At 53.4% G+C, this 26327-nt stretch carries 26 protein-coding genes; 14 read left to right on the top strand and 12 right to left on the bottom strand.

Annotation, left to right across the window (positions count from 1 at the left end; genetic code table 11):
- Nucleotides 1–66 precede the first annotated feature (66 nt).
- Nucleotides 67–984 (top strand): LysR family transcriptional regulator, encoded by a 918-nt coding sequence (locus ACR0DK_RS03490; protein ID WP_170818911.1) that lies wholly within the window; start codon nt 67–69, stop codon nt 982–984.
- 231 nt (nt 985–1215) lie between these two features.
- Here the strand turns inward: ACR0DK_RS03490 and ACR0DK_RS03485 are convergent, their stop codons facing one another.
- Complete coding sequence (locus tag ACR0DK_RS03485; RefSeq protein ID WP_480734760.1) at nt 1216–2112, bottom strand: LysR family transcriptional regulator; 897 nt, start codon at nt 2110–2112, stop codon at nt 1216–1218.
- Between the two features lie 85 nt (nt 2113–2197).
- Here ACR0DK_RS03485 and ACR0DK_RS03480 point away from each other — a divergent pair, with 85 nt between their 5' ends.
- Both ACR0DK_RS03480 and ACR0DK_RS03475 read left to right on the top strand, forming a co-directional pair.
- Entirely contained in the window at nt 2198–2629 is a 432-nt protein-coding gene (locus ACR0DK_RS03480; RefSeq protein WP_170392717.1) for a VOC family protein, read from the top strand.
- Nucleotides 2630–2656: 27 nt separating this feature from the next.
- Nucleotides 2657–3412 (top strand): hydrolase, encoded by a 756-nt coding sequence (locus ACR0DK_RS03475; protein ID WP_480734759.1) that lies wholly within the window; start codon nt 2657–2659, stop codon nt 3410–3412.
- Nucleotides 3413–3740: 328 nt separating this feature from the next.
- On the opposite strand, the gene ACR0DK_RS03470 is transcribed toward ACR0DK_RS03475, so the two are convergent.
- Nucleotides 3741–4577 carry a TauD/TfdA dioxygenase family protein gene (locus tag ACR0DK_RS03470; protein WP_223116971.1) on the bottom strand — a complete coding sequence of 279 codons (837 nt, stop codon included), beginning with the start codon at nt 4575–4577 and terminating at the stop codon, nt 3741–3743.
- A 506-nt stretch (nt 4578–5083) separates the two neighbouring features.
- Nucleotides 5084–5986 carry a LysR substrate-binding domain-containing protein gene (locus ACR0DK_RS03465; protein WP_223116970.1) on the bottom strand — a complete coding sequence of 301 codons (903 nt, stop codon included), beginning with the start codon at nt 5984–5986 and terminating at the stop codon, nt 5084–5086.
- A 181-nt stretch (nt 5987–6167) separates the two neighbouring features.
- On the opposite strand from ACR0DK_RS03465, the gene ugpB reads away from it, so the two are divergent.
- The 5 genes from ugpB (at nt 6168) to ACR0DK_RS03440 (ending at nt 11284) form a co-directional block, all read left to right on the top strand.
- Nucleotides 6168–7478, top strand: a complete 1311-nt coding sequence (ugpB, locus tag ACR0DK_RS03460) for a sn-glycerol-3-phosphate ABC transporter substrate-binding protein UgpB (RefSeq protein WP_170392713.1) — start codon at nt 6168–6170, stop codon at nt 7476–7478.
- Nucleotides 7479–7539: 61 nt separating this feature from the next.
- Nucleotides 7540–8421, top strand: a complete 882-nt coding sequence (gene ugpA, locus ACR0DK_RS03455) for a sn-glycerol-3-phosphate ABC transporter permease UgpA (RefSeq protein WP_170392712.1) — start codon at nt 7540–7542, stop codon at nt 8419–8421.
- 20 nt (nt 8422–8441) lie between these two features.
- On the top strand, nt 8442–9278 hold the full coding sequence (ugpE, locus tag ACR0DK_RS03450) for a sn-glycerol-3-phosphate ABC transporter permease UgpE (RefSeq protein ID WP_170392936.1): 837 nt from the start codon (nt 8442–8444) through the stop codon (nt 9276–9278).
- Between the two features lie 3 nt (nt 9279–9281).
- Nucleotides 9282–10337, top strand: a complete 1056-nt coding sequence (gene ugpC, locus ACR0DK_RS03445) for a sn-glycerol-3-phosphate ABC transporter ATP-binding protein UgpC (protein ID WP_223116968.1) — start codon at nt 9282–9284, stop codon at nt 10335–10337.
- Nucleotides 10337–11284 carry a glycerophosphodiester phosphodiesterase family protein gene (locus ACR0DK_RS03440; protein WP_480734758.1) on the top strand — a complete coding sequence of 316 codons (948 nt, stop codon included), beginning with the start codon at nt 10337–10339 and terminating at the stop codon, nt 11282–11284. The genes ugpC and ACR0DK_RS03440 overlap by 1 nt, the downstream gene beginning before the upstream one ends.
- A gap of 431 nt (nt 11285–11715) precedes the next feature.
- On the opposite strand, the gene ACR0DK_RS03435 is transcribed toward ACR0DK_RS03440, so the two are convergent.
- The 8 genes from ACR0DK_RS03435 to ACR0DK_RS03400 form a co-directional block, all read right to left on the bottom strand.
- Complete coding sequence (locus tag ACR0DK_RS03435; protein ID WP_170565226.1) at nt 11716–12324, bottom strand: histidine phosphatase family protein; 609 nt, start codon at nt 12322–12324, stop codon at nt 11716–11718.
- Nucleotides 12325–12744: 420 nt separating this feature from the next.
- Nucleotides 12745–14244, bottom strand: a complete 1500-nt coding sequence (locus ACR0DK_RS03430) for a mannitol dehydrogenase family protein (protein ID WP_170565222.1) — start codon at nt 14242–14244, stop codon at nt 12745–12747.
- Nucleotides 14244–15017, bottom strand: coding sequence for an L-iditol 2-dehydrogenase (locus ACR0DK_RS03425; RefSeq protein WP_223116966.1), 774 nt, complete (start codon nt 15015–15017; stop codon nt 14244–14246). Before ACR0DK_RS03425 ends, ACR0DK_RS03430 begins: the two co-directional genes overlap by 1 nt.
- Complete coding sequence (locus ACR0DK_RS03420) at nt 15014–16018, bottom strand: ABC transporter ATP-binding protein (RefSeq protein ID WP_170392707.1); 1005 nt, start codon at nt 16016–16018, stop codon at nt 15014–15016. The genes ACR0DK_RS03425 and ACR0DK_RS03420 overlap by 4 nt, the downstream gene beginning before the upstream one ends.
- An 11-nt stretch (nt 16019–16029) precedes the next feature.
- Nucleotides 16030–16860: a carbohydrate ABC transporter permease gene (locus ACR0DK_RS03415; protein ID WP_170543174.1), complete on the bottom strand. Its 831-nt coding sequence runs from the start codon at nt 16858–16860 to the stop codon at nt 16030–16032.
- 12 nt (nt 16861–16872) lie between these two features.
- Complete coding sequence (locus tag ACR0DK_RS03410) at nt 16873–17739, bottom strand: carbohydrate ABC transporter permease (RefSeq protein ID WP_170392706.1); 867 nt, start codon at nt 17737–17739, stop codon at nt 16873–16875.
- Between the two features lie 109 nt (nt 17740–17848).
- Complete coding sequence (locus tag ACR0DK_RS03405) at nt 17849–19153, bottom strand: ABC transporter substrate-binding protein (protein WP_480734757.1); 1305 nt, start codon at nt 19151–19153, stop codon at nt 17849–17851.
- Between the two features lie 95 nt (nt 19154–19248).
- Nucleotides 19249–20274, bottom strand: coding sequence for a LacI family DNA-binding transcriptional regulator (locus ACR0DK_RS03400; protein ID WP_170565216.1), 1026 nt, complete (start codon nt 20272–20274; stop codon nt 19249–19251).
- Nucleotides 20275–20395: 121 nt separating this feature from the next.
- Here ACR0DK_RS03400 and xylB point away from each other — a divergent pair, with 121 nt between their 5' ends.
- Nucleotides 20396–21832 carry a xylulokinase gene (gene xylB / locus ACR0DK_RS03395; RefSeq protein ID WP_480734756.1) on the top strand — a complete coding sequence of 479 codons (1437 nt, stop codon included), beginning with the start codon at nt 20396–20398 and terminating at the stop codon, nt 21830–21832.
- A gap of 489 nt (nt 21833–22321) precedes the next feature.
- Here the strand turns inward: xylB and ACR0DK_RS03390 are convergent, their stop codons facing one another.
- Nucleotides 22322–22456 carry a hypothetical protein gene (locus ACR0DK_RS03390; RefSeq protein WP_480734755.1) on the bottom strand — a complete coding sequence of 45 codons (135 nt, stop codon included), beginning with the start codon at nt 22454–22456 and terminating at the stop codon, nt 22322–22324.
- A 361-nt stretch (nt 22457–22817) separates the two neighbouring features.
- Here ACR0DK_RS03390 and ACR0DK_RS03385 point away from each other — a divergent pair, with 361 nt between their 5' ends.
- The 5 genes from ACR0DK_RS03385 to ACR0DK_RS03365 all read left to right on the top strand — a co-directional run bounded on the left by ACR0DK_RS03385 (nt 22818) and on the right by ACR0DK_RS03365 (nt 26172).
- Nucleotides 22818–24011 carry a tyrosine-type recombinase/integrase gene (locus ACR0DK_RS03385; RefSeq protein WP_480735687.1) on the top strand — a complete coding sequence of 398 codons (1194 nt, stop codon included), beginning with the start codon at nt 22818–22820 and terminating at the stop codon, nt 24009–24011.
- Nucleotides 24008–24520, top strand: a complete 513-nt coding sequence (locus tag ACR0DK_RS03380) for a hypothetical protein (protein ID WP_480734754.1) — start codon at nt 24008–24010, stop codon at nt 24518–24520. The genes ACR0DK_RS03385 and ACR0DK_RS03380 overlap by 4 nt, the downstream gene beginning before the upstream one ends.
- Nucleotides 24521–24632: 112 nt before the next feature.
- Nucleotides 24633–24815 (top strand): helix-turn-helix transcriptional regulator, encoded by a 183-nt coding sequence (locus ACR0DK_RS03375; RefSeq protein WP_480734753.1) that lies wholly within the window; start codon nt 24633–24635, stop codon nt 24813–24815.
- 219 nt (nt 24816–25034) lie between these two features.
- Nucleotides 25035–25730 (top strand): hypothetical protein, encoded by a 696-nt coding sequence (locus ACR0DK_RS03370; RefSeq protein ID WP_480734752.1) that lies wholly within the window; start codon nt 25035–25037, stop codon nt 25728–25730.
- Nucleotides 25711–26172, top strand: coding sequence for a DUF5681 domain-containing protein (locus ACR0DK_RS03365; RefSeq protein WP_480734751.1), 462 nt, complete (start codon nt 25711–25713; stop codon nt 26170–26172). Before ACR0DK_RS03370 ends, ACR0DK_RS03365 begins: the two co-directional genes overlap by 20 nt.
- The last annotated feature ends 155 nt before the right edge of the window (nt 26173–26327 follow it).

Here is a 26327-nt window from a genome sequence, read left to right as displayed (position 1 = left end):
GAAAACATCAATTGTAAAAAATGCAAATATGTTATCTACTCTTGCAAAAATTGAAAGTATGGATTGATGAACATCAAGGCCCTACGCGCCTTTCGCGCAACATTGTCCGAAGGCTCGCTAGTTGCCGCATCCGAGATTCTGCACCTTAGCCAGCCTGCGATCAGCCGCTTGATTTCGGGGCTCGAGGCCGAACTCAAGCTGACGCTGTTTGACCGCAGCGGCCGCAATCTGACCCCGACACCCGAAGGGTTGGCGTTCTACCGCGAGGCAGGCCGCATCCTGGACAACCTTGATGAAGTTCCTCGGATCGCTGCCGAAATCCGGGCAGGTCGCACGGAAACTCTGAGGATTGTAACCATGCCCCGAATTGCGCAGTCGCTGTCAGCCCCGGCCGTAGCGCGATTCATGAAGGCCAGCCCCGGCACCAATATCAACCTTGATGTCCGGGCAAGACGTGAAGCGGGGAAATGGTTGGCCGGACGAGAATACGATATCGGTATTGGTGCTTTGCCCGTCGATCATCCGGGCATTGTCACTAAACCTTTGTTGAGAGTGAGAGCACAAGCGGTCTTACCATTGGATCATCCTCTTTCCATCCGAGAAGAAATTACGGCGAGTGATCTCGCGGAAGAAACTATCATACGCTTGATGCACGGTCTGTTGTTGCGCGACCAGTTGGACGATATTTTTCACTCTGCTGGTGTCACACCAAAGCAAACTTGCGAAGTGGCAGCATCTCAACTCGCGTGCTCGCTTGTTGCAGAGGGTGCTGGTGTAACTGTTGCGGACGAGTTGGTCGTCGCCCAAACCAATTCGGACAAACTAGCACTTGTACCGGTGACGCCTGAACGCTGGATGACGTTTGGCCTGCTTTACCCGATCGTGGATGCGAAGTCCGATGCCTTGCTTTCATTCGAAAAAGAGTTGTTTGGCGTGGTCAACGCGTTGGCTCAACTAAGCCCGACGCTTGAACGTGTTCAATGACCCTGTCTGCCGGACTCCATGTTTCGACAGATTGGGACTTACGGGAAAGATGTAATGATTGCAGTTTTCTACCCATTACTTCCCATCAATCAGCTCATTGCTGCCTATCGTGGCGTAACTAAAACTATGACGTGGTTGAACAAATCAGACATTGCTGCAAGGTGCGATACTGTCTGCAAGAAGACTGCTCACATCAAACGAAGGACTGTGAAACTTCGGCGGCACCTGACTTCAGCCGCTCATTTCGACCAGAAAATCGATCATAGCGCGGGTCTTTGCGGGCAGGTTGTCGCGGCTGGCATAGATCACATGGACTCCGATAGAAGGCGGGCTGAAATCGGGTAAGATCGCCACCAATGCCCCGGCATCCAGTTCAGCCTGACAGGAAAGCTGAGGCAGACGTGTAATCCCACGACCAGCAAGGGCCAGCACCTTTTCGGTATGACCATCGTTGCATCGAATACGAGGAGCGATTGGAACCGCGATTGCCTCACCATCTGGTCCTGGGTAGGTCCAGTTTTGGGTGGCCCCGTGAAACGAAAAATCAATTAGTTGATGCCCCTTTAGGTCATCGGGGTGGCGGGGCGTGCCGTTTCGTTTCAGATAGGCGGGGGAAGCCAATGTAAGACCTTGTGTACGAAAAAGTTCGCGTGCAATCAAATCGGACGGAGGCAAATCACCGATGCGCACCAGCAGATCGATGCCTTCACCGATCATGTCGGCCCGGCGCTCGGATATGTCAATGTTCAGATCAACTTCGGGGTATCGCTGCAGAAATTCGGGCAACCGATCGTTCAGCCATCCATGTGCAAAAACCACAGGAACGCTCATCCGAAGCTCTCCAAAGGGTCTGTCGCCGATGGAATGCAACCTGTTTTGTACGGCGCGGGCGTCATCCACAATCCGGCGGGCGTTTTCATAGTATATGCGCCCGGATTCCGTCAGGCTGATCCGACGCGTGGTCCGATTCAATAACCGGGCGCCAAGCCGGGCCTCAAGCCGTCCGATTTCTTTACTGACATGGCTAGGCGTATGGCCCAGCAGTTTTGCGGCGGCGCTCATGCCTTCCTGTTCCACTACTGTGCAGAACAGAACCACGCCGTCGAACAAATCCTTATTATGATCCATTTGGAAAAAATTACCTTCCAGATGAGCTATTAAGCATCAATGCAAGTATAGTTACATTGGTTGCAGTGTAATGAAAGGCCAAACCATGTTGGATATAAGAAACTTCGATCACATTGGCATCCGCATCAGCGACCGCGATACATCAGTCGCCTTCTATGAGTTGCTGGGATTCGAGTTGATCGCGGATGGCGGCTATGACCATGGCCATCCGTTGGTGATGCTGCATCCGTCCGGGATCAACATCAACCTGTTAGGCCCCGCTACAGCAAAAGCTGGTGAAAACGTCTTGATGGATGAGGTCGAGAAGTTTCCCGGCATCACGCACCTGGCCGTCAAGGTAAGGGACGCCGAAGCAACCGAGGCCTTTGTTACCGAACACAGCATAGCCATAACAGGTCGTCGAGAATTTCGCGGTACCAAGACAATTTTCATCCGCGATCCGGATCGTAATGTCCTGGAACTTGTTGGTCCCGGACCATCTGTCGCGCAACTGATCGCCGAGCATGTGCACGGTTGAACCCCCATCATTAATGGAGATGCTCCCATGACCACTTTCATCAAACCGTTCGCCACTGCCCTGAGCTTGACGATCAGCGCCGTAGCACTCCCTGCAACCGCAGAAATACCTATGATCAAAACAGTGGATGGTGTCGCAACATACCCAGACGGCTATCAAGGCACGCCTGTCCGAGCCGCAGATAATGACCCGTTTCTGTCACCGACTAACTCGGCGCTGATCCTTATCGACTACCAGCCGCCGATTTTGGCTGGGGTTAAGAATATCAACCACGAAGAGCTGATCAACAACACCACTGGTCTGATAAAGACCGCCGTGATCTACGACATCCCGATCATATTCAGCCATGTAGCCGTAGGATTGAACGGCTATGATCCTATGATCGAAGAATTGCGCGAACTGGCCCCGAACGCGGTATTTGTTGACCGGACCAATGTGAACGCTTGGGAAGAGCCTGAATTTGTAGCTGCAGTTGAAGCAACGGGCCGAAAGAAGCTGATAATGGGCGGTCTTTGGACGGATGTGTGTCTGGCTTATCCCGCGATTGAGGCCGAGTTGGCCGGATATGACGTCTACGTTCCGGAAGACGCCGTTGGATCGATCACTCAGACCAGCCACGCAAACGGCATGCGCCGCATGATCGAGGCTGGTGTTGAACCTATAACATGGAATGTGGTTCCAGCCGAACTGCAACGCGACCACGCGCGCACCGATAAACTGCAGGCCGTCACTCGCGTGTTTATGGAGCATCTTTTCAAAGTTGACCCGGACTCATCCTGGTAAATTCAACATCTGTCAGGGGCTTCGGTCCCTGGCGGCGAATTCTGCTTGAAATCAGGCTTTACCTGTTTGCACTTGAGCAGTTTACAGAAAGCCGGCGTCTGTTACTATGGGGAACCTGATTGGGACAGCTCCCCGCTGCTGATTGCGGTTCAGCAACAACTTGTCCTTCCGGGCGCAAACACCAAAATCGAGAACAGCCCGAACCCACCATTTGCTTGAGGTTGCCATTGTGACGGTTGGGTCCGTCAAATCAGGCATTCGCGACATTGGCAATTTAATGGTCCGAACTCACACCATAGGCAATTTTGCGCACCCTCGGGGCTGTATTCTATATCGGCTGAATGGCGGAAACAGCTGAGCCTTCCACAGTTACTCGATGCATCAGGCGTCGAAATCCGTGATAGTCGTTGATGGCCTTGTGCCATGTCGCTCGGTTGTCCCACATGGTGATGTCTCCAGTCCGCCATCGGACGCGGCATTGGAACTCAGGTTGTTTGCAATGTTCATAGAGCAAGGCAAGGATTGCATCGGACTCCTCACGGGAGAGGCCCTCGATATGCGTGGTAAACACCGGGTTCACGAATAATCCGCGACGCCCACTCAAGGGATGCGTGATGACTACTGGATGGCGTGCGTCTTGAACGGCGTTTTCTGCGTTGCTCAGACGCCCGCTCGTTGCAGCCTCGCTTTCTTGCGCAGCTGCACCAAAGACATGCCGCGATGAATGAATGGCTGTAAGCCCATGCAGAAACTGGCGCACCGGCACGGACAGTGCGTCATAGGCTGCGCCCATTGAAACAAAAAGCGTGTCCCCGCCGTATGGCGGCATTTCGATGGCATGGAGAATAGAACCCATGGCGGGTTCTTGATCGTACGAATGGTCGGTATGCCATCCTTCGCCGACCGCTTCTCTTTGATCCTTTTCCTTAAGCACCATGGCGATCTCAGGATGGCCATCGACAGGTCTGAAGAATCGATTGACATTGATCGGACCGAAGCGACGGGCAAATTCCAGGTGATCGTCTGGGCTGACCTGCTGATCTCTGACGACGATCACAGAGTACTTTGCAAACGCGGCGTGAATATCTTCAAACTGGGTACTGTCGCGGATGTCAGCATCCATGATCTCAGCTCCCAAACCGCCTGTCAGTGGTCTTATGTCCATTATTCTGCTCCTTGCTCTAGTGGCGGAAGTTTAAGGGTGGCCAATGATCGGAGAAACTGAACTATCTGGACACAGTTTTGTTGGTGCTGCGTAAAACCTGCATCTGAACTGGCTCGATCATTTCGTGTACAGTGCGCTGGTTCAGCATAAGTGCGTTTACGTTGTTCAAACTTAACCTTCGATAACATCGGTCCCCGCATTTCGATCAACCTGCACTACGGATAAGCCTGCCTCTTACTGCAGCGCTAGCACGTTGGTCAGACGAATGCTATTTGCGCGGTCAAATGGACTTTGGCGAGCAAGGATTAGGAAGCTTGCAATTGATGCTCCTTTGCGAAATTTATGGCTGTTTCACTGATCATGGCTGAATGGGTGTGGATCGCTTTGGTGCTGGATCCGGATGATGCCCAGAGGTCTCAAAACTCTGATGTTTCTTATGCAGAAAGGGGTAGGTGATTTGTCGGCAGCGCAAAGGCTCTTTCATGTGCCGTGGTTTTTTGACGGGCTCATTGGGCTTTGAACGGTTTTAAGCTTTCTTGAAACTGTTCGATGAATTCGAGTGTCACCAGTGACGGTTGTTTCAATATTGGGCGCACAAGCGATAGTGTATGTGGAAGCAATGGCTTGAACGGCCTATAGCTCAATCCACGCGTTGAATACTGGATGGCGTCCAACTCGCTTACCACGGAAACTCCGACACCTTTTAGTGCCAACTCACAAGCTGCGGTGAACTGCCTGACTTCGATGTGGGAATTCAACTCTACGTTGGCGCTCTGAAACGCTTTGGAAAGCCGCCCAAAAAAGTCGCTGTCGCGTCGTGTATGGATAATTTTAGCATCTTTAATATCCGCTGGTGTCACCTCAGCGAGGCTTTCCAATTCATGCCCGGTGGGAAACACGCAAACTGTGCGGACATTGATGTTTCTGCTTTCAACGGCCGGGTGACCGTTAAAGCTGTCCGTGATCCCGAAATCATACTGCTCACCTATCATCCACTCGAGAATCCGTTCCGGTCGATCTGGTTCAATCGTCAGGGTGACGCCGGGCCGATCCTGCAAAAACTTGGCGACGACATCGGGAAGATGACTTGTGGCGAACCCCGGTAAGCAAGCGACGCGGATGTGACCCGCTTTGCGCTGTGTGATGTCCTGACTGACATCCGAGATTTGCTTCATCAATTCCAGAACGCGCTCTACGCTGGGTTGCAGATATCGTACCTCCTGTGAGGGCACCAAGCGACCTTCGCGGCGATCAAAAAGCTGAAAGCCAAGTGATTTTTCCAAATCAGAAAGCAGTCTGCTGACTGCGGGCTGACTTATCCCAAGATCCGTTGCTGCAGCAGTGACCGACCCATTGGTGGAAACGGCCATGAGCGCTTCCAATTGCCGGATCCGCAAAGTTTGACTCATATTTTGAACCTGGTTCGTTGTTTGCCTGGTTGGTTTATAATGTAATGTTATGTTTTTCTCAAAAATTAAATGCTTGAATTATAAAATTGTAACGTTAACGTCGTGAAATCGTCATGTGTGCTGATTACGCGTTGCGGTCGGTATTCAACGAAGCATCAACCCCTGATGCATGGGAGGAATCATGAAAAAGAATTTTCTAGGCGCTCTCGCCTTAACAACTGCTCTGTCGCCGGTGGCGGCTATGGCGCAAACCGAAATTCAGTTCTGGCATGCCTTCACCGGTCGACTAGGCGATCTTGTGAAGGCTCAGGTTGAAGAGTTCAATGCCAGCCAAGATGAGTTCACTGTAGTAGAAAGCCATAAAGGCAACTATTCGGAAACCTTGAATGCGGGTATTGCTGCTTTCCGAGCAGGTGAACAACCACATATCCTGATGGTTTTCGAAGTAGGCACGGCAACGATGATGTCGGCCGAAGGGGCTATCAAACCCGTGTATGAAGTGATGGCTGAAAGCGGTGCATCATTCGATCCTGATGCCTACATTGGTGCCGTCAAAGGCTACTATACGACCACTGACGGGGACATGCTGTCGCTGCCCTTCAACTCGTCAACACCCGTTCTCTGGGTCAATCGCGATGCTATGGAAGCGGCGGGTGTTGACCCAGACACGGATTTGTCGACCTGGGAAAAAGTTGGTGACGTTCTTGACCAGCTTAAGGCTGGGGGTGAAGACTGTCCGCTGGTCACTGCTTGGCAAAGCTGGATCCACCTTGAGAACCTTTCGGCCTATCACGACGTCCCATTCGCTTCGAAGGATAATGGATTTGCCGGTCTTGATACCGAACTGATGTTGAATGGACCGACGCAGGTGGCGCACCTGACCGCGATGGGTGACTGGGCCAAAGATGGTAAATTCATCTATACCGGCCGCAGAAATGAAGGTGGCGCGAACTTCCGGGCAGGTGAATGCGCGCTATTCACCGAAAGTTCGGCAGGTTATGCCGGCATTAGCTCTGAGGCTGAGTTCGAATTCGACGTGCGCCCATTGCCCTATTGGGAGGCGGTCGTAAGCGAGCCGCAAAACACCATTATTGGTGGCGCTTCGCTTTGGGTGATGGAGGGTCACGATCCTGAAGAATACAAAGGTGTCGGTGAATTCCTGAGCTTCCTGTCATCTTCGGACGTTCAGGCGAACTGGCACCAGAACACAGGGTATCTTCCAATCACCGCCGAAGCTGGCGTCGCGACCCGAAATGCTGGTTTCTATGAAGAAAACCCAGGTACTGACATTGCTGTCATACAGATGACCGCCAAAGAGCCGACTGCGAATTCGAAGGGTCTGCGTCTGGGGTCGTTTGACCAGATTCGCGGCATCATCGACGAAGAGCTCGAGGCTGTCTGGTCCGGTGAAAAGACCGCTCAGGAAGCAATGGACAGTGCGAAAGAACGCGGCGATGCCCTGCTGCGCCGGTTCGAGTCTGCCAATCAATAAGTCCTAATTTGATGCGGGCCTGTTTCGGGCCCGCATCTTCTTTATTCGGTGGTTTATCGGGATGGAAAAACGCGTCACCTTTCGCGGCTGGCTTCTGCCATTGGCGCTGATTGCCCCGCAGGTCATCATCTCCGCTGTCTTCTTCTTCTATCCGGCCGGGCAGGCGGTGTGGCAGTCCCTGTTCATTCCTGACCCATTTGGGCTGTCGTCCCAATTTGTTGGATTGGGTAACTTTGAATTCCTGCTGAGCGATAAATTCTACCGTGCTTCTTTCGTGACGACGGCGGTGTTTTCAACGCTCGTAACACTGTGTTCAATGATCCCGGCGTTGTTTCTGGCGGTCATAGCGGACCGCCTGATCAAAGGATCGGGTGTTTACCGGACGCTGCTGATCTGGCCCTATGCCGTTGCCCCCGCGGTTGCAGGCGTGCTGTGGCTGTTCATGTTCAACACACGCGTTGGTGTCGTGTCGTGGTACCTCGGCCAGCTTGGTTATGACTGGAACCACGTTCTGAACGGCACCGAGGCCATGGGCCTGGTGGTTCTAGCCTCAGCCTGGGGGCGTATCAGCTATAACTTCTTGTTCTTCTTCGCAGCGCTGCAGTCGGTCCCAAGATCGGTGATCGAGGCTGCGGCAATTGACGGCGCGCGCTTCTGGCGCCGGTTCTTCACAATCGTGCTGCCGCTTTTGTCACCAACCGCGTTCTTCCTGTTGGTGGTGAATGTTGTCTACGCATTCTTTGAGACCTTTGGCGTCATCCACACGATCACTGGCGGTGGCCCACAGCAGGCGACGACCATTCTAGTTTACAAAGTCTTCTCGGATGGGTTCGTTGGACAAGATCTCGGTTCGTCCTCCGCTCAGTCCGTTATCCTGCTTATTGTCGTTGGTCTGCTGACCGTCATCCAATTCAAATACGTGGAAAAAAGGGTGCACTACTGATGGCAGCCCAACAACACGGAATGGTCGAAAAACGTGGCATGGGGATCTGGTTGACCCATGCCATGATGATCCTTGGCGTCTTAATCATATTTTTCCCGATCTGGCTGGCGTTCGTGGCATCGACTGTGACCCAGCCGGAAATCGTTTCGCCGCCCATGCCCATTCTTCCCGGCGATCAATTCTGGGAAAACTATAAGGCCGCTCTGTTCTCCGGCGTGAACGTTCCAGTCGCCACAATGTTGTTCAACAGTCTTGTGATGGCCATCGGAATCGCAGTGGGCAAGATCATAATTTCGCTGCTGTCAGCTTTTGCGATCGTCTATTTCCGTTTTCCCGGGCGAACGACATTCTTTTGGCTGATCTTCCTAACGCTGATGCTTCCGGTCGAGGTTCGTATTGTGCCGACGTTCGAAGTTGTCGCCGGGTTCGGCATGCTCAACAGCTACTATGGGCTGATCTTCCCCTTAATCGCCTCGGCCACGGCAACGTTCCTGTTCCGGCAGTTCTTTCTGACGATCCCGGATGAACTGGCCGAAGCTGCACGCGTCGATGGTGCCCGCCCGATGCGGTTCTTCATTGATATCGTGGTCCCCATGAGCCGAACGAATATCGCGGCGCTATTCGTGATCCTTTTTATCTACGGGTGGAATCAATATCTCTGGCCGCTGCTCATCACTACCGATCCTGAAATGAACACCATCGTGATGGGTATCAAACAGATGTTCCCATCCGGCGACGACGTAGCTGAATGGCCGGTCATCATGGCCACTTCGATTTTGGCAATGATCCCGCCGGTCATCGTAGTGGTGTCTATGCAAAAGCTCTTTGTCCGCGGCCTTGTCGATAGCGAGAAATAAGAAATGGCAACAGTAAACTTAGAGAATGTCAAAAAGAGCTTTGGCCCGACGGACGTTATCCATGGCATCGACATAGATATTGCGGACGGTGAATTCATTGTGATTGTTGGCCCTTCGGGCTGCGGAAAATCCACGCTTTTGCGAATGGTTGCGGGCCTTGAAACCGTAACGTCCGGTGAAATCCGGATTGGAGAAGAACGAGCCAACGACAAAGAGCCGATGGATCGCGATATCGCGATGGTGTTCCAGAATTACGCGCTCTACCCACATATGTCGGTGCGCCAGAACATGGGGTATGGGCTGAAAATCGCGGGGCTTCCAAAGAACCAGATTGACCAGAAGGTGACCGAGGCCGCCAAACTGTTGCAGCTGGAAGCTTTGTTGGACCGCAAACCCCGGCAGCTTTCAGGCGGTCAACGCCAAAGGGTGGCAATGGGGCGGGCAATTGTTCGCGAGCCGGCGGTTTTCCTGTTTGATGAACCACTCTCAAATCTTGATGCAAAGCTGCGTGTTCAGATGCGTTTAGAAATCCGCGAGCTTCAGGAAAAGCTTGGAATTACATCGCTTTACGTGACTCACGATCAGGTCGAAGCGATGACGATGGCAGACAGGATGATCGTGATGAACGGAGGCATCGCTGAGCAGATTGGGACGCCATTGGAGGTATATGAAACACCAGGAACCCTTTTCGCGGCTCAGTTTATTGGTAGCCCTGCAATGAATATCTTTGATGCTCAGCGTGAAAACGGAACGGTTAAGATAGGGGGCTTAGAGATTGGCCCATCCACGGGGCCTGATATCCCACTAAAGCTTGGAATCCGACCAGAGCATCTGTTTCTGGACGACAATGGTCCGTTGGAAGCCGCTATTCAGATGGCGGAACCGCTAGGCGCAAACACCTTATTGCATGGCCAGCTCACGGATGCAGGCGACGCGATTACGATAAGTCTTCCGGGTGTCCACCCAATCGAAGGCCGGCATCCGAGCATGCGGTTCTCAGTTGCCTCAGAGCACATGCATCTGTTTGACCATTCATCCGGCAAGAGGTTGGAAGGCTGATGGTCTTTCCACAGGTTGAAGCCTTTCGTGGTGGCAAAAACCTGATCCGGGTTGTGGGGCATCGAGGTGCGCGGGGTGTGCTGCCCGAAAACAGTATGATTGGCTTTGACTTTTCGCTCTCTATCGGCGTCCCGCTGCTTGAGTTTGATGTTGTCCTGACGGCCGATGACGTACCGATCATAACCCACAACCATCGGCTGCACGCTCCTAGCTTTCGTGACGCAAATGGCCTGTTTCTGACCGGAGAAGAGCCGAAGGTCTCGTCATTGACGTTCGAGCAAATCCAGCAATTTGACATCGGGCGGTTGGATGGTCATTCGGCTTATGGCCAACGGTTTCCGGACCAGGCTCAACTGGATGGCATCCGTGTTCCAAAGTTGCAGGATTTGCTGGATTTGGTTGATGATCCAAAATACGGCGACGCCTATTTGATGCTCGAACTGAAGTCGGATCCGGATTTGGCTCACGATGCGCTTTATAGGAAGAAATTTGTCGGGCGGGTTCTTCAAGAAGTACGTGACAAAGGATTGTCTTCGCGCGCGGTGCTCCACAGTTTTGATTGGAACCTGTTGGAGGAGTGTCAGCGGCAGGCTCCTGACATGCCGTCTTCCTACCTGACGCAGCTTCCGGAAAACGCGGCGGATGTTGGTGAGGATTCCTCGAAAGCGGTTTGCCCTGACTTTCGTGGTCGTCGTGATGAAATTCCAAATTTGGTCAAGCAAGCTGGCGGTTCGCTTTGGTGCCCATACTACACGGATGTAACGGCTGAAAATGTGGCGCGCGCAAAAGAACTGGGCCTATGTGTTGCCGTGTGGACGGTCAATTCGCACGAAGAAATAGGCAGAATGATCGACCTGCGCGTGGATGCAATTGTATCTGATTATCCTGGGCGGGTTCAAAGGCATCTGTCGGATTTGGGCATGAGGTGGAGTGTCGATTGCCGGTGAGCACCGCGCCACAAAAGCTGACGCCGTTCATGTTCTTTTCAGTTGCAGTTGGGAAGGATCAGACACATCAACTAGCCTAAATTTGCAAAAGAACCATCGTCTAAAGTACTGTGCAATTGTCAGGTAGCCGCATTGGATCATGCCGAAAGGCTGGCCAATGGATGCGATTAAGATCCGTGTGCAGCAGAAATTGCTTCGCTTGGAGAGGTCGGCGTGAACAGTGTGTTACACTAACAAAAAACATACCGAGAAAAAACAAAGCTATCCATGAAGTGGCGCATTCAATTAGAGGGGCGCAGTTTGTGAAAACTCAGTGTCGTAGTGAATTTGCGGTGAATGAGCCGATATCCCCCGCTTCATCGAGATAATAATTTGGACCTGCAACCAACGGAAAACCGGATACTCGGGACAAATGCCCAATCAACGAAGCTTTAGTGTTCAATGTAGGCTGAATGTCCGTCTTGCAACCTGATGAAGCCGTCTTGAGGTTCGTTCAATTCAAATACCTCTTGTGCGGATAGGCCCAGGAAGATTCCTCGAAACACGCGGGATGTTAATCCGTGGCCAACAATTATCACTGTTCCTTCGAACGAGCTGCTCGAATACCATGAGGAAACACGATTGTGCACGTCAGCATAGGACTCTCCACCCGGGGGTGGATAATTCCAGCGATCAGAGCATCGCGCTTCCCATTCCTTGGGAAACTGTCGAGTGATTTCTTTTTCAGTCAATCCTTCCCATTGCCCGAAACTGCATTCCACCAAACTGGTCTCGTACTCGATGATTTCTGGCGGCAGACCTAGTTCCTTGATCACGATTGATGCTGTCTGTGCAGCTCGGCCAAGCGGGCTCGAAAATATTGTAAGCGAATGATCGAAAAAAAGGCGGCTTCGTAGTTTACTTGCGTTTGCCAATGCTTGACGAATGCCTCGTTCGGTCAGGGGCGAGTCCCGACGTCCTTGCCTCCGTTTTTGGGAGTTCCATTCGGTCTCGCCGTGACGAAGCAAATAGAAGGTTGGGCTGATGTTCTGGTCTCGCACTTGTTGACTATTTTATTCATCGACGCAAAGCGAAGTAATTCTGATTTTTTTTAGTTTAAGCAGTATCTCGTCTAAGCAGGCAACTATTGTCGAAAAAAGCAACCAATCCTCTGGTTGACACAATTGATAACACGAATGAAGGGCCGCTACACGACCTGTGCGTTAAATGAGGCGTCGCTCATTTTGATCCTTTAAGGGCTCTCCGCCGACTTGGTTTGCGCTTAAATTCGATGACATCTTCTCGGATGCGTGGACATGATGGAAGAACTTATAGGCGAAAATCGCAAAACTTGCGCGTAGTGGGTATTGGGGTCGTATCAAAATCGACGGCTTCGCTAAGGCCGAATGGCTGAATACTGTGTCGCTCGATATTCGTATCGGAGACTGACACTGCTCTGCAAAGCGCGTTCAGAAAAAGGCTCAACTGCGATTGATATATTCCGCGATAGCTGCCCGACTGCCGTGTTTCCAGATCGTAGTTAGCCAGAAGGCAAAAGCTTTGGGAAAGTCTGCGCCGAGGGCGCAAGCATCGCTATAGTGTTGCTGGCCGACCCAGAGTTCTGGATCGTCTTTGGACGCCAGCGAAGCTTTCTGTAGACTCTCCCATTGGGGGTCATTGGGGGCGATTTCGGAGCCATCTTCACGGTATCCTGCACACATCCGGCACCAGAAAGCTTCGGCCAGCGCGAGCCCGCTTATGGAAGAGCCTGCCGCAAGTGCATCACGAAGTGACGGCAGCAAGAACCCGGGGTGTCGCGCCGATCCATCGAAAGCAACCCGGCGCGTCGTGTCGTGAATGGCCGTATTTGCAAATCGCGTCTCAACTTGCTCAAGGTATTCATTTGCAGTCGCTCCGGGGACGGCTGCGACATGAGGCAGAATTTCTTCTTCTTGGACCTTTCTGAAAAACGCCAAGATATCCCGGTCCTGCATGCAATCCGAAATTGTCGGGACATTCAGTATTTCGCCGACATTAGCAAGCAACTGGTGACCGCCGTTCAAGATGCGCAGTTTCATCGTCTCATAGCTTTGGACATCACGGGTCAGCGTGACGCCCACCTGTTCAAGGGGTGGCCGCCCGGCGCAGAAATCGTCCTCGATCACCCATTGGCGATAGTTCTCGTGCGATACGGGTGCTTGGTCATCGACGCCAAGTGCGTGGCATTGTGATATCACTTGGTCTGTTGTAGCGGGCACGATGCAATCCACCATTGAATTGGGGAATGCGCCGTTCTGGTCTATCCAGTCGGCCAGAGCAGGGTCAGACAGGCGTGCTAGACCGACAACGCAGTTCCTCAGGATCACGCCATTATCCTTAAGGTTATCGCAGCTCAGCGCGGTGAAGGGTTTGATGCCCTGCGCCCTGCGCTGCTTGAGCGCCGCAATGATCGCACCGAAGGCCGTGCGCGGCTGGTTTGGATTTGCTGCATCATGAAGAATTTCTTGGTGATCTGTGTCGAGGGCACCCGTGTTGGCATCTCGGTAATATCCACCTTCGGTCACTGTCAAAGACACAATCTTGATGGAAGGCTCGGACATCTTGCGGATCAACGCTGCATTGCCTGCCTCGACCGGAAGATAGTCGATCATCGGACCAATTACCTGGGCGGACATCCCTTTCGGGTCCAGTTCGATCAATGTCGTCAAGCAGTCCTGCGCCAGCAGACGCCCTCGCATCTCGGAATCGTAGCTTCGCACACCGGCTCCGATGATTGCCCAGTCGTGGGCCTGACCTTGCTGCATCAACTGATGGATATACCAAGCCTGATGCGCGCGATGAAAATTCCCAAGACCGATATGGACAATGCCGGGCGTCAGGTCCGAGCACCTGTAAGATGGGGTCCTGACAGTTGTCGGCAGGTTTGAAAGGTTATCTCGCCTTAGATGTACTGCAGGATTTGCGTTTGCCACAGGATTCATCAGCTCATCCAGTTTCCGCCATCGACGTTATATGTCTGGGCGACAATGTACCTGGCTTCGTCAGAGGCCAGAAATACAGCCATCCCGGTCAGATCCTCTGCGCGACCCATCCGCCCATAGGGAACAGCTGCCGCCACTTCGCGTTTCTTTTGGCCGAGCGGTTTATCTTCATGTTTTGCAAAGAACGCATCAACGCCGTCCCAATGCTCGCCATCAACAACACCCGGAGCAATTGCGTTCACGTTGATCCCATGAGCGATCAGGTTCAGCCCTGCCGATTGGGTCAGCGATATGATCGCCGCCTTGCTGGCGCAGTAAACCGCGACCAAAGGTTCCCCCCTTCGCCCAGCCTGAGATGCCATGTTGATGATCCGACCTTTGGTCCCGTGCTCGATCATGTGCCGGGCGACCGCTTGCATCGTGAACAAAGCACCCGAGACGTTGATGTCAAACACGCGGTTGTAGTCTTCCCGATCAATCTCAACGATTGGGGCGGCGGTGAAGATTGCCGCATTGTTGATCAGAATGTCGATAGGGCCGAAATGTGTAGCGGCTCTTGCGACGGCCTCATCTATGCTTTGTTGGTTTGTCACGTCCATCTCGATGGCGAATGCAACCTGACCCAATTCTGCGGCGGCGTCTTTCGCACGCTGGATGTCGATGTCGGCGATGGCAACACGCGCGCCTTCTGCAACATAAGCTTTGGCAAAGGCCAATCCGATGCCTCGCGCAGCCCCGGTGATCAGGGCGGTTTTGCCTGCCAAGCGTGTCATTCGATTCGCAAGCCTTTCGCATCAAACCGATGGATGACATCTGCACGCGGTGTCAGGTGAATTCGATCCCCATGGCGGAAGCCGACCTCACCATCTGCGCGGACGGTAATGGTTTCGGCCAGGCCGGTCTCGTGGACGTGAAAAAAGGTGTCCGATCCCAAGTGTTCTGAAACGCTGACGATCCCGGACCATTCACCTTCAGTTTCCGAAACCGCGATGTGTTCCGGGCGAATACCGATTGTTTGTGCTCCGTGTTTCGCCGCCTCTGGTCCTTCGATGAAGTTCATTTTGGGCGAGCCGATGAACCCTGCAACAAACAAGTTGCGCGGCGTCCGATATAATTCAAGCGGGCTGCCGACCTGTTCGATCACACCGGCTTGAAGCACGACGATCTTGTCGGCCATTGTCATGGCTTCAACCTGATCGTGCGTCACGTAGATCATCGTTGTCGCCAGACGTTCGTGCAGTTCGCTGATCTCCAGCCGCATGCCAACGCGCAGCGCCGCGTCTAGGTTTGAAAGGGGCTCGTCGAACAGGAATGCCGCGGGCTCACGAACAATGGCGCGACCAATGGCAACGCGCTGGCGTTGCCCACCGGAAAGCTGCCCCGGGCGGCGGTCGAGATAATCGCTCAGGTTCAGGACGCTTGCTGCGCCTTCGACCCGCTTGTCGATTTCGGCCTGATCCAGCTTGGCCATACGCAAGGGAAAGGCGATGTTCTTGCGCACACTCATATGCGGGTACAGAGCATAAGACTGGAACACCATTGCCAGACCACGTTTGGCGGGCGGTACGTCGGTTGCATCCGCGCCATCAATGTCGATGGAGCCCGAAGTGATGTCCTCTAGCCCCGCAATGAGCCGCAACAGCGTGGACTTGCCACAACCAGAGGGCCCGACGAAGACGGTGAATTCACCGTCCTCGATAGTCAAATCTAGTGGTGGAATGACCTCTACGTCACCGAAGCTTTTGGTCACTGACTTGAGTTGGATACGTCCCATAGTCGTCTTCCTTATTTCACAGCGCCGAAAGTCAGGCCGCGGACAAGTTGTTTCTGGCTGAACCAGCCAAGGATGAGGATTGGTGCGATCGCCATGGTCGATGCCGCGCTGAGCTTGGCGAAGAACAGGCCTTCGGGGCTGGAATAGCTGGCGATGAATGCGGTAAGCGGCGCTGCGTCAACGGCTGTCAGGTTGAGCGTCCAGAATGCCTCGTTCCAGGCAAGAATGAAGTTCAGTAGCACGGTCGAGGCGATGCCGGGCACGGCCATGGGTGTCAGCACATAGAGGATTTCCTCTTTCAGCGTGGCACCATCCATCCGGGCGGCTTCCAGAATCTCACCGGGGATTTCACGGAAATAGGTGTAAAGCATCCAGACGATGATCGGCAGGTTGATCAGCATCAGCACCACGACCAGCCCTCCGCGCGTGTCCAGTAGACCCAACCGGATGAACAGCAGATAGATCGGGTAGAGAACACCCACCGCGGGCAGCATCTTGGTGGACAGCATCCACAGCAGGATGTCCTTGGTACGCTTGGACGGCACGAAGGCCATGGCCCATGCTGCGGGCACTGCGATGATCACGCCCAGAATGGTTGATCCACCTGCGATGATCACCGAATTCCACAGGAACCGCATGTAATCCGAGCGTTCCTGTACGATTGCATAGTTCTCGAGCGTCCAATCGAAGTTCAGGAACAGCGGTGGGCTGGCGATCGCCTGAGCTTCGGTTTTGAAGCTGGTCAGGATCGTCCAGAGGATCGGGAAAAAGATCAGCAGACCAACGGCCCAGGCAAGGGCGGTGTTCAGCGATTTACGACGGGTTGTGACGGCGCGGGCCATGGTCGTTCCTCCTCACGCGTCCAGGTTTTTGCCGACGATGCGCATCAGGAAGATGGCAACGATATTGGCAAGGATGATGGCGTAGACACCTCCGGCTGATCCGAGGCCGACATTCTGGCTTTCCAGCACACGCTGGAAGATCAGGTAGGTGAGGGTGCGGGTGCCGAAGGCGCCGCCGGTGGTCACGAAGATTTCGGCGAAGATCGACAGAAGAAAGATCGTCTGGATCAGGATCACGATGGTTATCGCGCGGCTCAGATGTGGCAGGACGATGTGATAAAAGCGTTTCAGGACTGGCGCACCATCCATTTCGGCTGCTTCCAGCTGTTCACTGTCCAGTGACTGAATTGCGGTCAGCAGGATCAGTGTCGCGAAGGGTAGCCACTGCCATGAGACGATCATGATGATCGAAGTCATCGAGGCCTCGGATAGCCATGAGATCGGCTCGGCCCCGAAAAAGCGCCATAGATGGGCCAGCAACCCATTCACAGGATCCATGAACATGTTCTTCCACACCAACGCAGACACCGTGGGCATGACAAAGAAGGGAGCGATCACGAGGATACGGACAACGCCCTGACCCCACATGGGTTGATCCAGCAGCATCGCTAGTAGAATGCCTAGAATTACGGTGATCACCAAGACGCCGCCTACGATCATCAACGTCGCTTGCACGGCGGGCCAGAAGGAGCTGGACGAGACGAACCGGACATAGTTGTCGAACCCGACCCAGCCCAAGTCGCCACCGCGAAGGGGCAGATATTTCTTGAAGGAAAAATACAGCGTCATCGTCAGGGGCACGAGCATCCAGCCAAGTAGCAGGACCACTGCGGGTGCCATCATCAGGCGCGCGACGGATCGGGAATGTTGAGTTGCCATGACGCAAACCCTCTCTGTTCAGGCATAACCAAAGCCTGCGAGAAAAACGCGAGTTGTGGAAGGGTAGAGCGGGGGGCAGACCTCTGCCCGCCCGCCGGGGAGGGATGCCTCAGTAGCCTGCGGCTTCCATTTCTTCGGTGGTGAAGGCCTGCGCTTTGGCGAGTGCTTCGTCCACTGACTGCTGTCCGGCATAAACTGCCGAGAACTCCTGACTTACTTGCGTAGCGATGCCGGCAAACTCGGGGATCGCGACGAACTGGATACCCGTGTATGGCGTCGGCTGTGCGCAGCAATTCTGTGGATCGGCCATCAGGATCGACTCTAAGGTCATGTTCGCAAAGGGAACTTCCTTGTAGTTCGGGTTCTCATAGAGCGAGGTTCGCGCGCCCGGCGGCACATTGGCCCAGCCTTCATTTTCGGCCACCAACTCAATGTAGTCTTTCGAGGTCGCCCATTCGATGAATTGCTTTGCCGCGTCCTCTTGCTGCGTGCCCGCTGGGATCGCTAGCGCCCAGGCCCACAACCAATTGGCGCGTTTATCTACGCCTTCCGAGTTCGGTGCCAGTGCAAAACCAACCTTGTCTGCCACTGTCGAGTCGTCAGGGTTGGTCACGAAGGACGCCGCGACGGTTGCGTCGATCCACATGCCACACTTGCCCTGCTGGAACAGCGACAGGTTTTCATTGAACCCATTGGTGGCGAAGCCCGCCGGGCCAGATTCATTCATCATGTCGACGAAGAAAGTGAGCGCTTCTTTCCATTCCGGCTGATCGAACTGGGGCTTCCAATCCTCGTCAAACCAGCGTGCGCCGAAGGAATTGCCTGTCACGGTGATAAAGGCGCCGCCTTCACCCCAACCAGCCTTGCCACGTAGGCAGATGCCGTTGATGTCATTGTCCCGATCCGTCATCGCAGCGGCAGCTTCGCGGATGAATTGCCAGGTCGGCGCGTCGGGCATTTCAAGGCCGGCCTGTTCCATCAGGTCAGTGCGGTACATGATCATCGAGCTTTCACCATAGAATGGCGCTGCGTACAGCGTCCCTTCATGGCTTAGGCCCCCCGCCATTGCGGGCAGAATGTCCCCGACATCGTAGTCTTCGGACAAACCATCCAGCGGAACCAACCAGCCATTCGCGCCCCAGATGGGCGTCTCGTACATGCCGATGGTCATGATGTCGAACTGACCGCCCTTGGTCGTGATGTCGGTGGTGACGCGCTGACGCAGCACGTTCTCTTCCAGCGTTACCCATTCGACGTCGATACCGGTCGCTTCGGTGAATTTGTCAGTATAGCCCTGCATCCGGATCATGTCGCCATTATTCACGGTGGCGATCGTGATAGATTGCGCGTGGGCTGCGGCCGTAGCGACGAATGTCAATGCAGTCGCCGCGCGAAGTGCTTGCTTCAGATACATCCCTGTCCTCCCTGAGCTTGGATGTCGTGCAGAGAGCGTAGAGCGTAAATTGTCGCGCCGTCAATAAAAACTTTACGCGCGTTAAAATTATCGAGTTATGCCGAATTCCTTAATACGAGCCGCGCAGGGAAAAGGGTTTCTGTTCGCGTCTCAAATTCTCCCCCGTTTTCAATGAGTTCGAACAGCGTTTCGACACTTCTTCCGGCCACGTTGTCGTAGTCATGCGCAGCTGTGGTCAGAGAAGGGCAGGTGAATTTTGCGAACGGATGATCGTCATTTGAGGCCACGCGCAGCGTGCAATCGTTCTTGCGTCCGACCCGAATCCCCTGTTCGTAACAGGCCGCAAGAAAGCCAATTGCCAGTCGGTCATTGCTGCATAGAACTGAATTCGTCCTCAATTGACGCTCGTCCAGAACCTTCAACGCGCCCCGGTGACCGATCTCTTCAAATGCCCAGCCTATGCCGTCGACTTTGATGATATGAGGCTCGAAACCGAGACGCTCCATCACCTCAACATAGGCTTTTCGACGTTTGTTGGCGTTCGGATTCGCAGGCGTACGCATTTCAAAGAAAGATGGCGGTTCGCCCGTGCGGGTCATGTATTCGACGGTTTGTGACACAAAACTGAAATTGTCCGATCCAACAAAGGCAGCCCCCAAACCATCCAGGTTGCTGTCAAATAAGACCGTTGGCACGTTGGCACAGAATTTCTCGATCGCGGATCGGTCCGAGATACGCCCCAAAGGGGCTAGCAAAACCCCGGCGGGTTTCAGGGATTGCAGGCCGTCCAGAATTTCGTTCTCGAGCTTTTGCTCGCCATGTGAGCTGAAGAGAGACGGTCGATAGCCCGCCGCGATGCAGGATTGTTCCAGATACCGTGCGATTTCTGCAAAGAAAGGGTCAGACAAATAGGGTACGACGATGCCGATATTCTTAGTCAGCTTTCGGTTTTGGTTCACCGCATAAATGTTAGGGCGGTAATCAAACCGTTCGAGCGCTTCTTCGATACGCGCCCTTGTCGTCGGGCGAACACTTTCGGGATCATGGAAATATTTGGATACCGTGGGCCGCGAAATGCCGCTGAGGGCTGCGAACTCTTCCATATTCTTAATCTTGGTCATGCTAGTCTGCCTGCGGATCATAGCCGCCTTGATTTTATCGTATCTTTACATATTCTTTGCGCGCGCTAAAAAATCAATAGCCAGACGGTCTCCGAGTAGTTGAACGGGGCGAGGGGTTTGAGTGTATCTCGGGATCGATATCGGAACTTCGGCTGTCAAGCTTGCCTACACGGATAGCGACCGGATTCTCGCGACATCTTCGGTGGGGATACAGACATCTTCACTCCAACCCGGCTGGTCTGAGCAGCACCCGGACCTTTGGTGGAAGGCGACAGTAGACGCTTTGAACCAACTTGTGGGCCGAATTGAGTTGTCCGAAATCAAGGCCGTCGGATTGTCCGGTCAAATGCATGGAGCCGTTTTGCTGGACCGCGATCTGCGTCCGATCCGCCCGGCGATCCTTTGGAATGACAGCAGATCAGCACGCGAGTGTGATGAACTGCGTGCGGCCGAACCAAAGATTGGACAGATTGCGGGTGTCCTGCCCTTGCCAGGCATTACCGCACCTAAGATTGCATGGCTTAGACAACATGAGCCCGAACATTACGGTCGACTTGCCCATATCCTGCTGCCCAAAGACTACATCGGCTTATGCCTGCATGGAGAATTGGCAACCGATACGTCCGATGCGGCCGGAACAATGTGGCTCGATCAGGCGTCGCGCAAATGGAATGCCGCTGTCACCGAAGCCACATTTGTAAAGCCCGACTGGTTACCGCCAGTATTCGACGGTCAAACGGTCGTTGGGAAAGTGACCGCACGTGCTGCGGCAGAGACAAGGCTGAAACCCGGTATTCCCGTCGTGACCGGAGGAGGGGACGCGGCAACAGGGGCGGTGTCATTGGGTGCTACCGAGCCAGGGCGTGGGTTCATCTCACTTGAGACATCCGGTCAGCTATTTGCGGCTAATCGAAGTTATAAGCCTAACCCTGAAAGCTATGTTCATGCTTTTGCACACACGCTGCCCGATCGTTGGTATCAAATGGCTGCGATGCTGAACGGGGCAAGGCCCATTTCATGGATTGGGGATCAGTTGGGGCTGACTTCTACCGAAGTTGTCGCGCTTGCTGAAACGGTCAACGGTGATCGCGTTCCGATTTTTCTGCCCTATCTGACGGGTGAACGCAGCCCGCACGGAGACCCACGTATTCGGGCCAGTTTCTTTGGACTGGAGGATTCAACAACACGTGCTGACATCTGCCGCTCTGTAGTTGAGGCAATTGCGTTTAGCTTTGCCGATGCAGCGCTCAGTTTTGGTGACACAATTGACGACCTGCCCGAATTGGCCGCCATAGGAGGCGGCAGCCGATCAGAATTGTTGCTTGGTTTGATCGCACCGGTGATTGGAAAACCCATTGTACGATCTGATGGGGCGGATTCCGGTCCGGCATATGGCGCAGCCCGGCTGGCGGCGTGTGGTCTCGGCGCGTTGACGAAAGCTGATTTGGCATATCAGCCGCCCACAACCGAAAGGTTTGAACCCACTGAAATGACTGCACTTTCCGAACGGTTGATGAAATTTCGCCGACTTTATTCTGCGGTTAAAGGTGTAAATTGATCGCACTAATAATCTTCAGTATTTAGATCGTCCCCCGCGCTAGATGGACCTGCGTTGGTGAAGCAATAGGCATGACATGGATCGACGTATGGGTGATAACTAGGTCTGAGAGGTGCAGATCATGCCTTCAATTTTCGGTAGGAATAGGTGCTGAGGATCTGAGTTTTGGGCTGAGCTATGGCTATCTTGACCACAATGAAATGAGTGATGTTAGCGACCCAGAGCCCCTCAGGAACTAATCTGCACCATTACAGCAAGAGCGAAAGGGGTTGCGAAGCAAAAACTCGTTATCAGCATAGCCATGGATTAATCCATGTTTCTTGGCGGTTGTTGATAGATACTCGTGGCCCTCAATCTTGTGCTAAGGCGGTAGCACATACTCCCTAGCTGCGCGAACCGCTTGCCGTGATTGGTAGTCTTTTCGGGCGCTCGGAAGAACTCTTTCCAACACTTTTGACTGCGAAGCATTTTTTCGATAGGCAGTTTCAATTACTCGACCGAAACGTGTTTCGCACCACAATCAGCGAATCCGCGAATTAGTCTTGCCGCGTCTTCTTCGTTGTCCGGTACAAGCGGCTGCAGACTCGCCGAGACGGGAATCCCCAGCCTCACGAGTTCAGCCATCGCATTGAGTCGCTCGGAGACCGCCGGAAAGCAACACTTCTCTGCAGCTAGTGGTGATCGAGGTCTTTCGGGACCCGTCGTGTGAAGTAGAAGACCTCTGCATTCACAAATGAGAAGGGAACGGTTTTGTTCTCCAGCATGTACTACGCCCTTGGTCAGCTTCAGTTAAAGCTGAAGGGAAACAGTAGCTTACCTGTTGGGAATGGTGCCCGTGGGCGGCACCCTCTTTCTGTTCTTGGAAGTCCATACCCATTCATCGCTGCGCGATATCGCATTGCAAACAATGGAAAAACTGTCCGACACTGTATTGCTTCGCCTCAATGCGTCCGTTACATTAGGGTGGATATTTAGGTGGATAAGTATGCGAGCAAGAAACCGACTTTCCGCATCATTCGTACAATCCGCACCGGTGGGAAAGCACTGCGATGGCGCTGGGCTTTGGTTAGTGAAGCGAGATGATGGCGGGGCGCAATGGGTGTTGCGTTTGACGGTTCACGGTAGGAGGCGAGAAATGGGCTTGGGTGGCTATCCCACCCTGGGCTTGGCCGAAGCTCGCAAGGTAGCTCAGCACTGGCGAGAGGAAGCAGCAGGTGATCGTGATCCCATCAAAAGGCGGCGAGCCGAAAAGCGGGCGGCACGACGCGAGGACATCTCTTTATCCGTCATCACGGCAGATGCTTTCGAGGCCCGCAAGGCAGAACTGAAAGGCGACGGAGCCGCGGGTCGATGGTTGTCACCACTTAGAAATCACGTATTGCCCAAGCTTGGCCGCGTGCCGGTTACGGATCTAGATCAACGCGACATTCGTGATACGCTTGCTCCTATCTGGCACACGAAAGCGGACACCGCACGAAAAGCCATAAACCGGCTTTCCATCGTGTTAAAACACGCGGCGGCATTGGGCTTGGATGTGGACCTCCAAGCAACCCAAAAGGCCAAAGCTCTGCTTGGGAAAACGCGCCATGTGCCAAAGCACATTCCCGCGATGGCTTGGGCGGATGTACCTGAATTCTATCGGAGTCTAGAAGAACCAACGCTGACCCATCTTGCTTTGCGTCTTTTGATACTGACAGGAGTGCGATCTAAGCCCCTTCGCCTGATACGACTTGAACAAATGGACAGTTGCGTGTGGACCATCCCCGGTGACAACATGAAAGGGCGCAAAGGCAAGACGCCTGATTTTCGCGTGCCGCTATCCGCCGAAGCCCAGCGCGTTGTCGAATTAGCAGAACCCCATGCCCGCAACGGCTTCCTTTTTCCCAACAGCCGAAAGGGAGTGATCAGTGACATGACGCTTTCACGCTATATGGAGAGGCGGGGACTGGAAGCGCGTCCACACGGGTTTAGAACATCTCTGCGCACTTGGCTGGCCGAAGCCACAGACGCCCCTCATGAAGTCGCTGAAACGATATTGGGTCATACTGTTGATAGTGGAGTGGTACGTGCGTATCGCCGAACGGATTTTTTAGAGCAACGCGCCAAGTTTGCGGCGCGTTGGGCAGATCATGTGACTGGTGGCACTGGTTGTATTCTAAAACTGGTGGGTGCGGAATGATGCCTGAATCAGAAGACTACGCGAAGGCCATGATGCGCGCGAAAGAACTACTTAAGCGCAACTCGTTGCAAGAAAAAATCATCAAAGACTTTGAAGCGGACATTGTTGAGTTCTCAGCAGAACGGATAGAGAGAGATCTAATGGAAGCTCTTAAAAATCCAACAGCGAATGACTTTGATGTCGGAGTGATGTTGGCGGCAGAGTTGTTGCGTGACGGTGAAAGGCTTCCTCGTTTTCTAGCAGAGTTTGCAGCTGATGTTCTGGAGGGAAAACAAAAGCGACCGAACAAGAGAGGTCCAGACCCAGACAAACACTACCTAAGAGACTATCAGCTAGCTTTTACGGTCCTGCAAATCTCAAGAGATTTTAACTTACCAAAATATACAAACAACGAACTCTCAACAAAACTTACGGCAGCTGAAATTGTGGCTGAGGCATCAGGCTGTACGTTGGAGGTCGTCCATAAAGCTACTATCAAATTTGGATGGCGGTTAGAAAGTCTCGATTAGAATCGGGAACCATTTTTCTGGGTGCGTAATTTAACGAATAACTTCGCCCCAAGTTCAAAAAAATATGTTCGGACATGTTCGCACTGCGCCCTACTAGAAAGGAAAGTGCCAAATGCAGAAGTATCTTACATTAAATGAATTGCGCGAAAGGCTAGGTAACCGAAGCCGAAGCGCCATCTATCTGGACCTAGCCAAAGGCCGACTGCCAAAACCAACCAAGTTGGGCGGGCGGCTATACTGGCCAGAAGGTGAACTTGAAGACCACCTAAAAAACCTGCGTGAAGAGGCAGCGTGATATGAGCGGCGGGCAAAGTAAAACCCCGGAGCGCTGGCAGGCGCACCCGGGGCCAGGGAGCCGCTGTTCAATTGCGGCGGGCACCTCAACTGTAGCACAGGGTAGGGAATTCTCAACGCAAACAGAGGCTTATCAGATCCACCCGCGAGGTAACGGAACGCCTTTCACCTTTCGCGTCAAAGGCCGTAACGGATGGGCGTTAAAAGGGAATTTCAACTGATGTCGAAGCGCCCTTACAAGTACGGCAAAAGGGGTGCTGGACGGCATGTCCAACTTCCAGAATGGCTTCAAGCGACACCGGCGTGGGACACCATGCAACCAGGGCCACGGGCGCTCTACATCGAATTGAAGCGTCGTTTCAATGGAATAAACAATGGAGAGATCTATTTGAGTCACCGTGATGCCGCCAAAGCCCTCAACGTCCACCGCAACACCGTCGGCCCATGGTTTAACGTGCTGCAGGAGCGAGGGTTTATCGTCCTAAGCACGCCACCTCACCTCGGGCCGAACGGTATTGGTAAGGCGTCAAAATGGCAACTAGAAGAATTACCAATCCAAGACGGCAAGCCAGCGACGAAGAGTTTTATGAAATGGTGGGAAAAACAAAACCCCCGCACAAAAAACAGGACACCGCGTCACAATAATTGTGGCATATATAAATCTAGCCATAGGCCAAAGGATTTTGGTTTGGCTTTAGCGGACGAACAAATGAAGCAACGTAAACGAATTGAGGTCCTGGAACGCAAGAAGACAGTTCTGACGCCGGATCAAAACCCACTGGATATCTCCAAGCTTTCTAAGTCGACCCGTAGTGAAATCAAGGCCCAAGAAGATGATGGGCTTGAGAGGCTCGACGTAACCCGCCTTTCCAATGCCGCATTGGAGGAATTGATCAATGTCTACGACCAGCCGTAAAAACGGATCGCAAACGGGGCGCGATGGAGCAGGCCGCTTTGCAGAGGGAAACCCAGGCAAACCCAAGGGCGCGCGCCACAAGGCCACACAAGCAGCCATGACCCTACTTGATCGTGAAGCTGCCGCACTAACACGCAAAGCTGTGGACCAAGCCTTAGAGGGCGACACAACGGCTCTTCGCCTATGCCTTGAAAGGATAGCACCGCCACGAAAAGACACGCCGGTAGTGGTGGACCTACCTTCGATGCAATGCGCCTCGGATGCCGCAAAGGTCGCTGGTGCGGTGTTGGAAAAAGTTTCGCTGGGTGAATTAACACCGACTGAGGGATCACACTATATGGCCTTGATTGAAACCTACCGGCGCACCCTGGAAACCAGCGAACTGGAAACTCGGATTTTGGCCCTAGAAGGCGACGCATGTGACCCAATAAAAACGACCTGAACTTCTGGAACTGGGAAATTCACAACATCAAGCCCAAAGCCAGATTTTGATTTGTCGCATCCGCCCAAGAAAGCCGCGAGCAAGTTTTCACGTCATTTCTCGGTGGAAAAACATTGTATCGAAGTGGTGCGGAAACAGAGGCGCACATTGAATCT

The organism is Ruegeria sp. CE6, from assembly GCF_056537485.1.
This window is presented reverse-complemented; position numbering and strand designations above follow the sequence as displayed.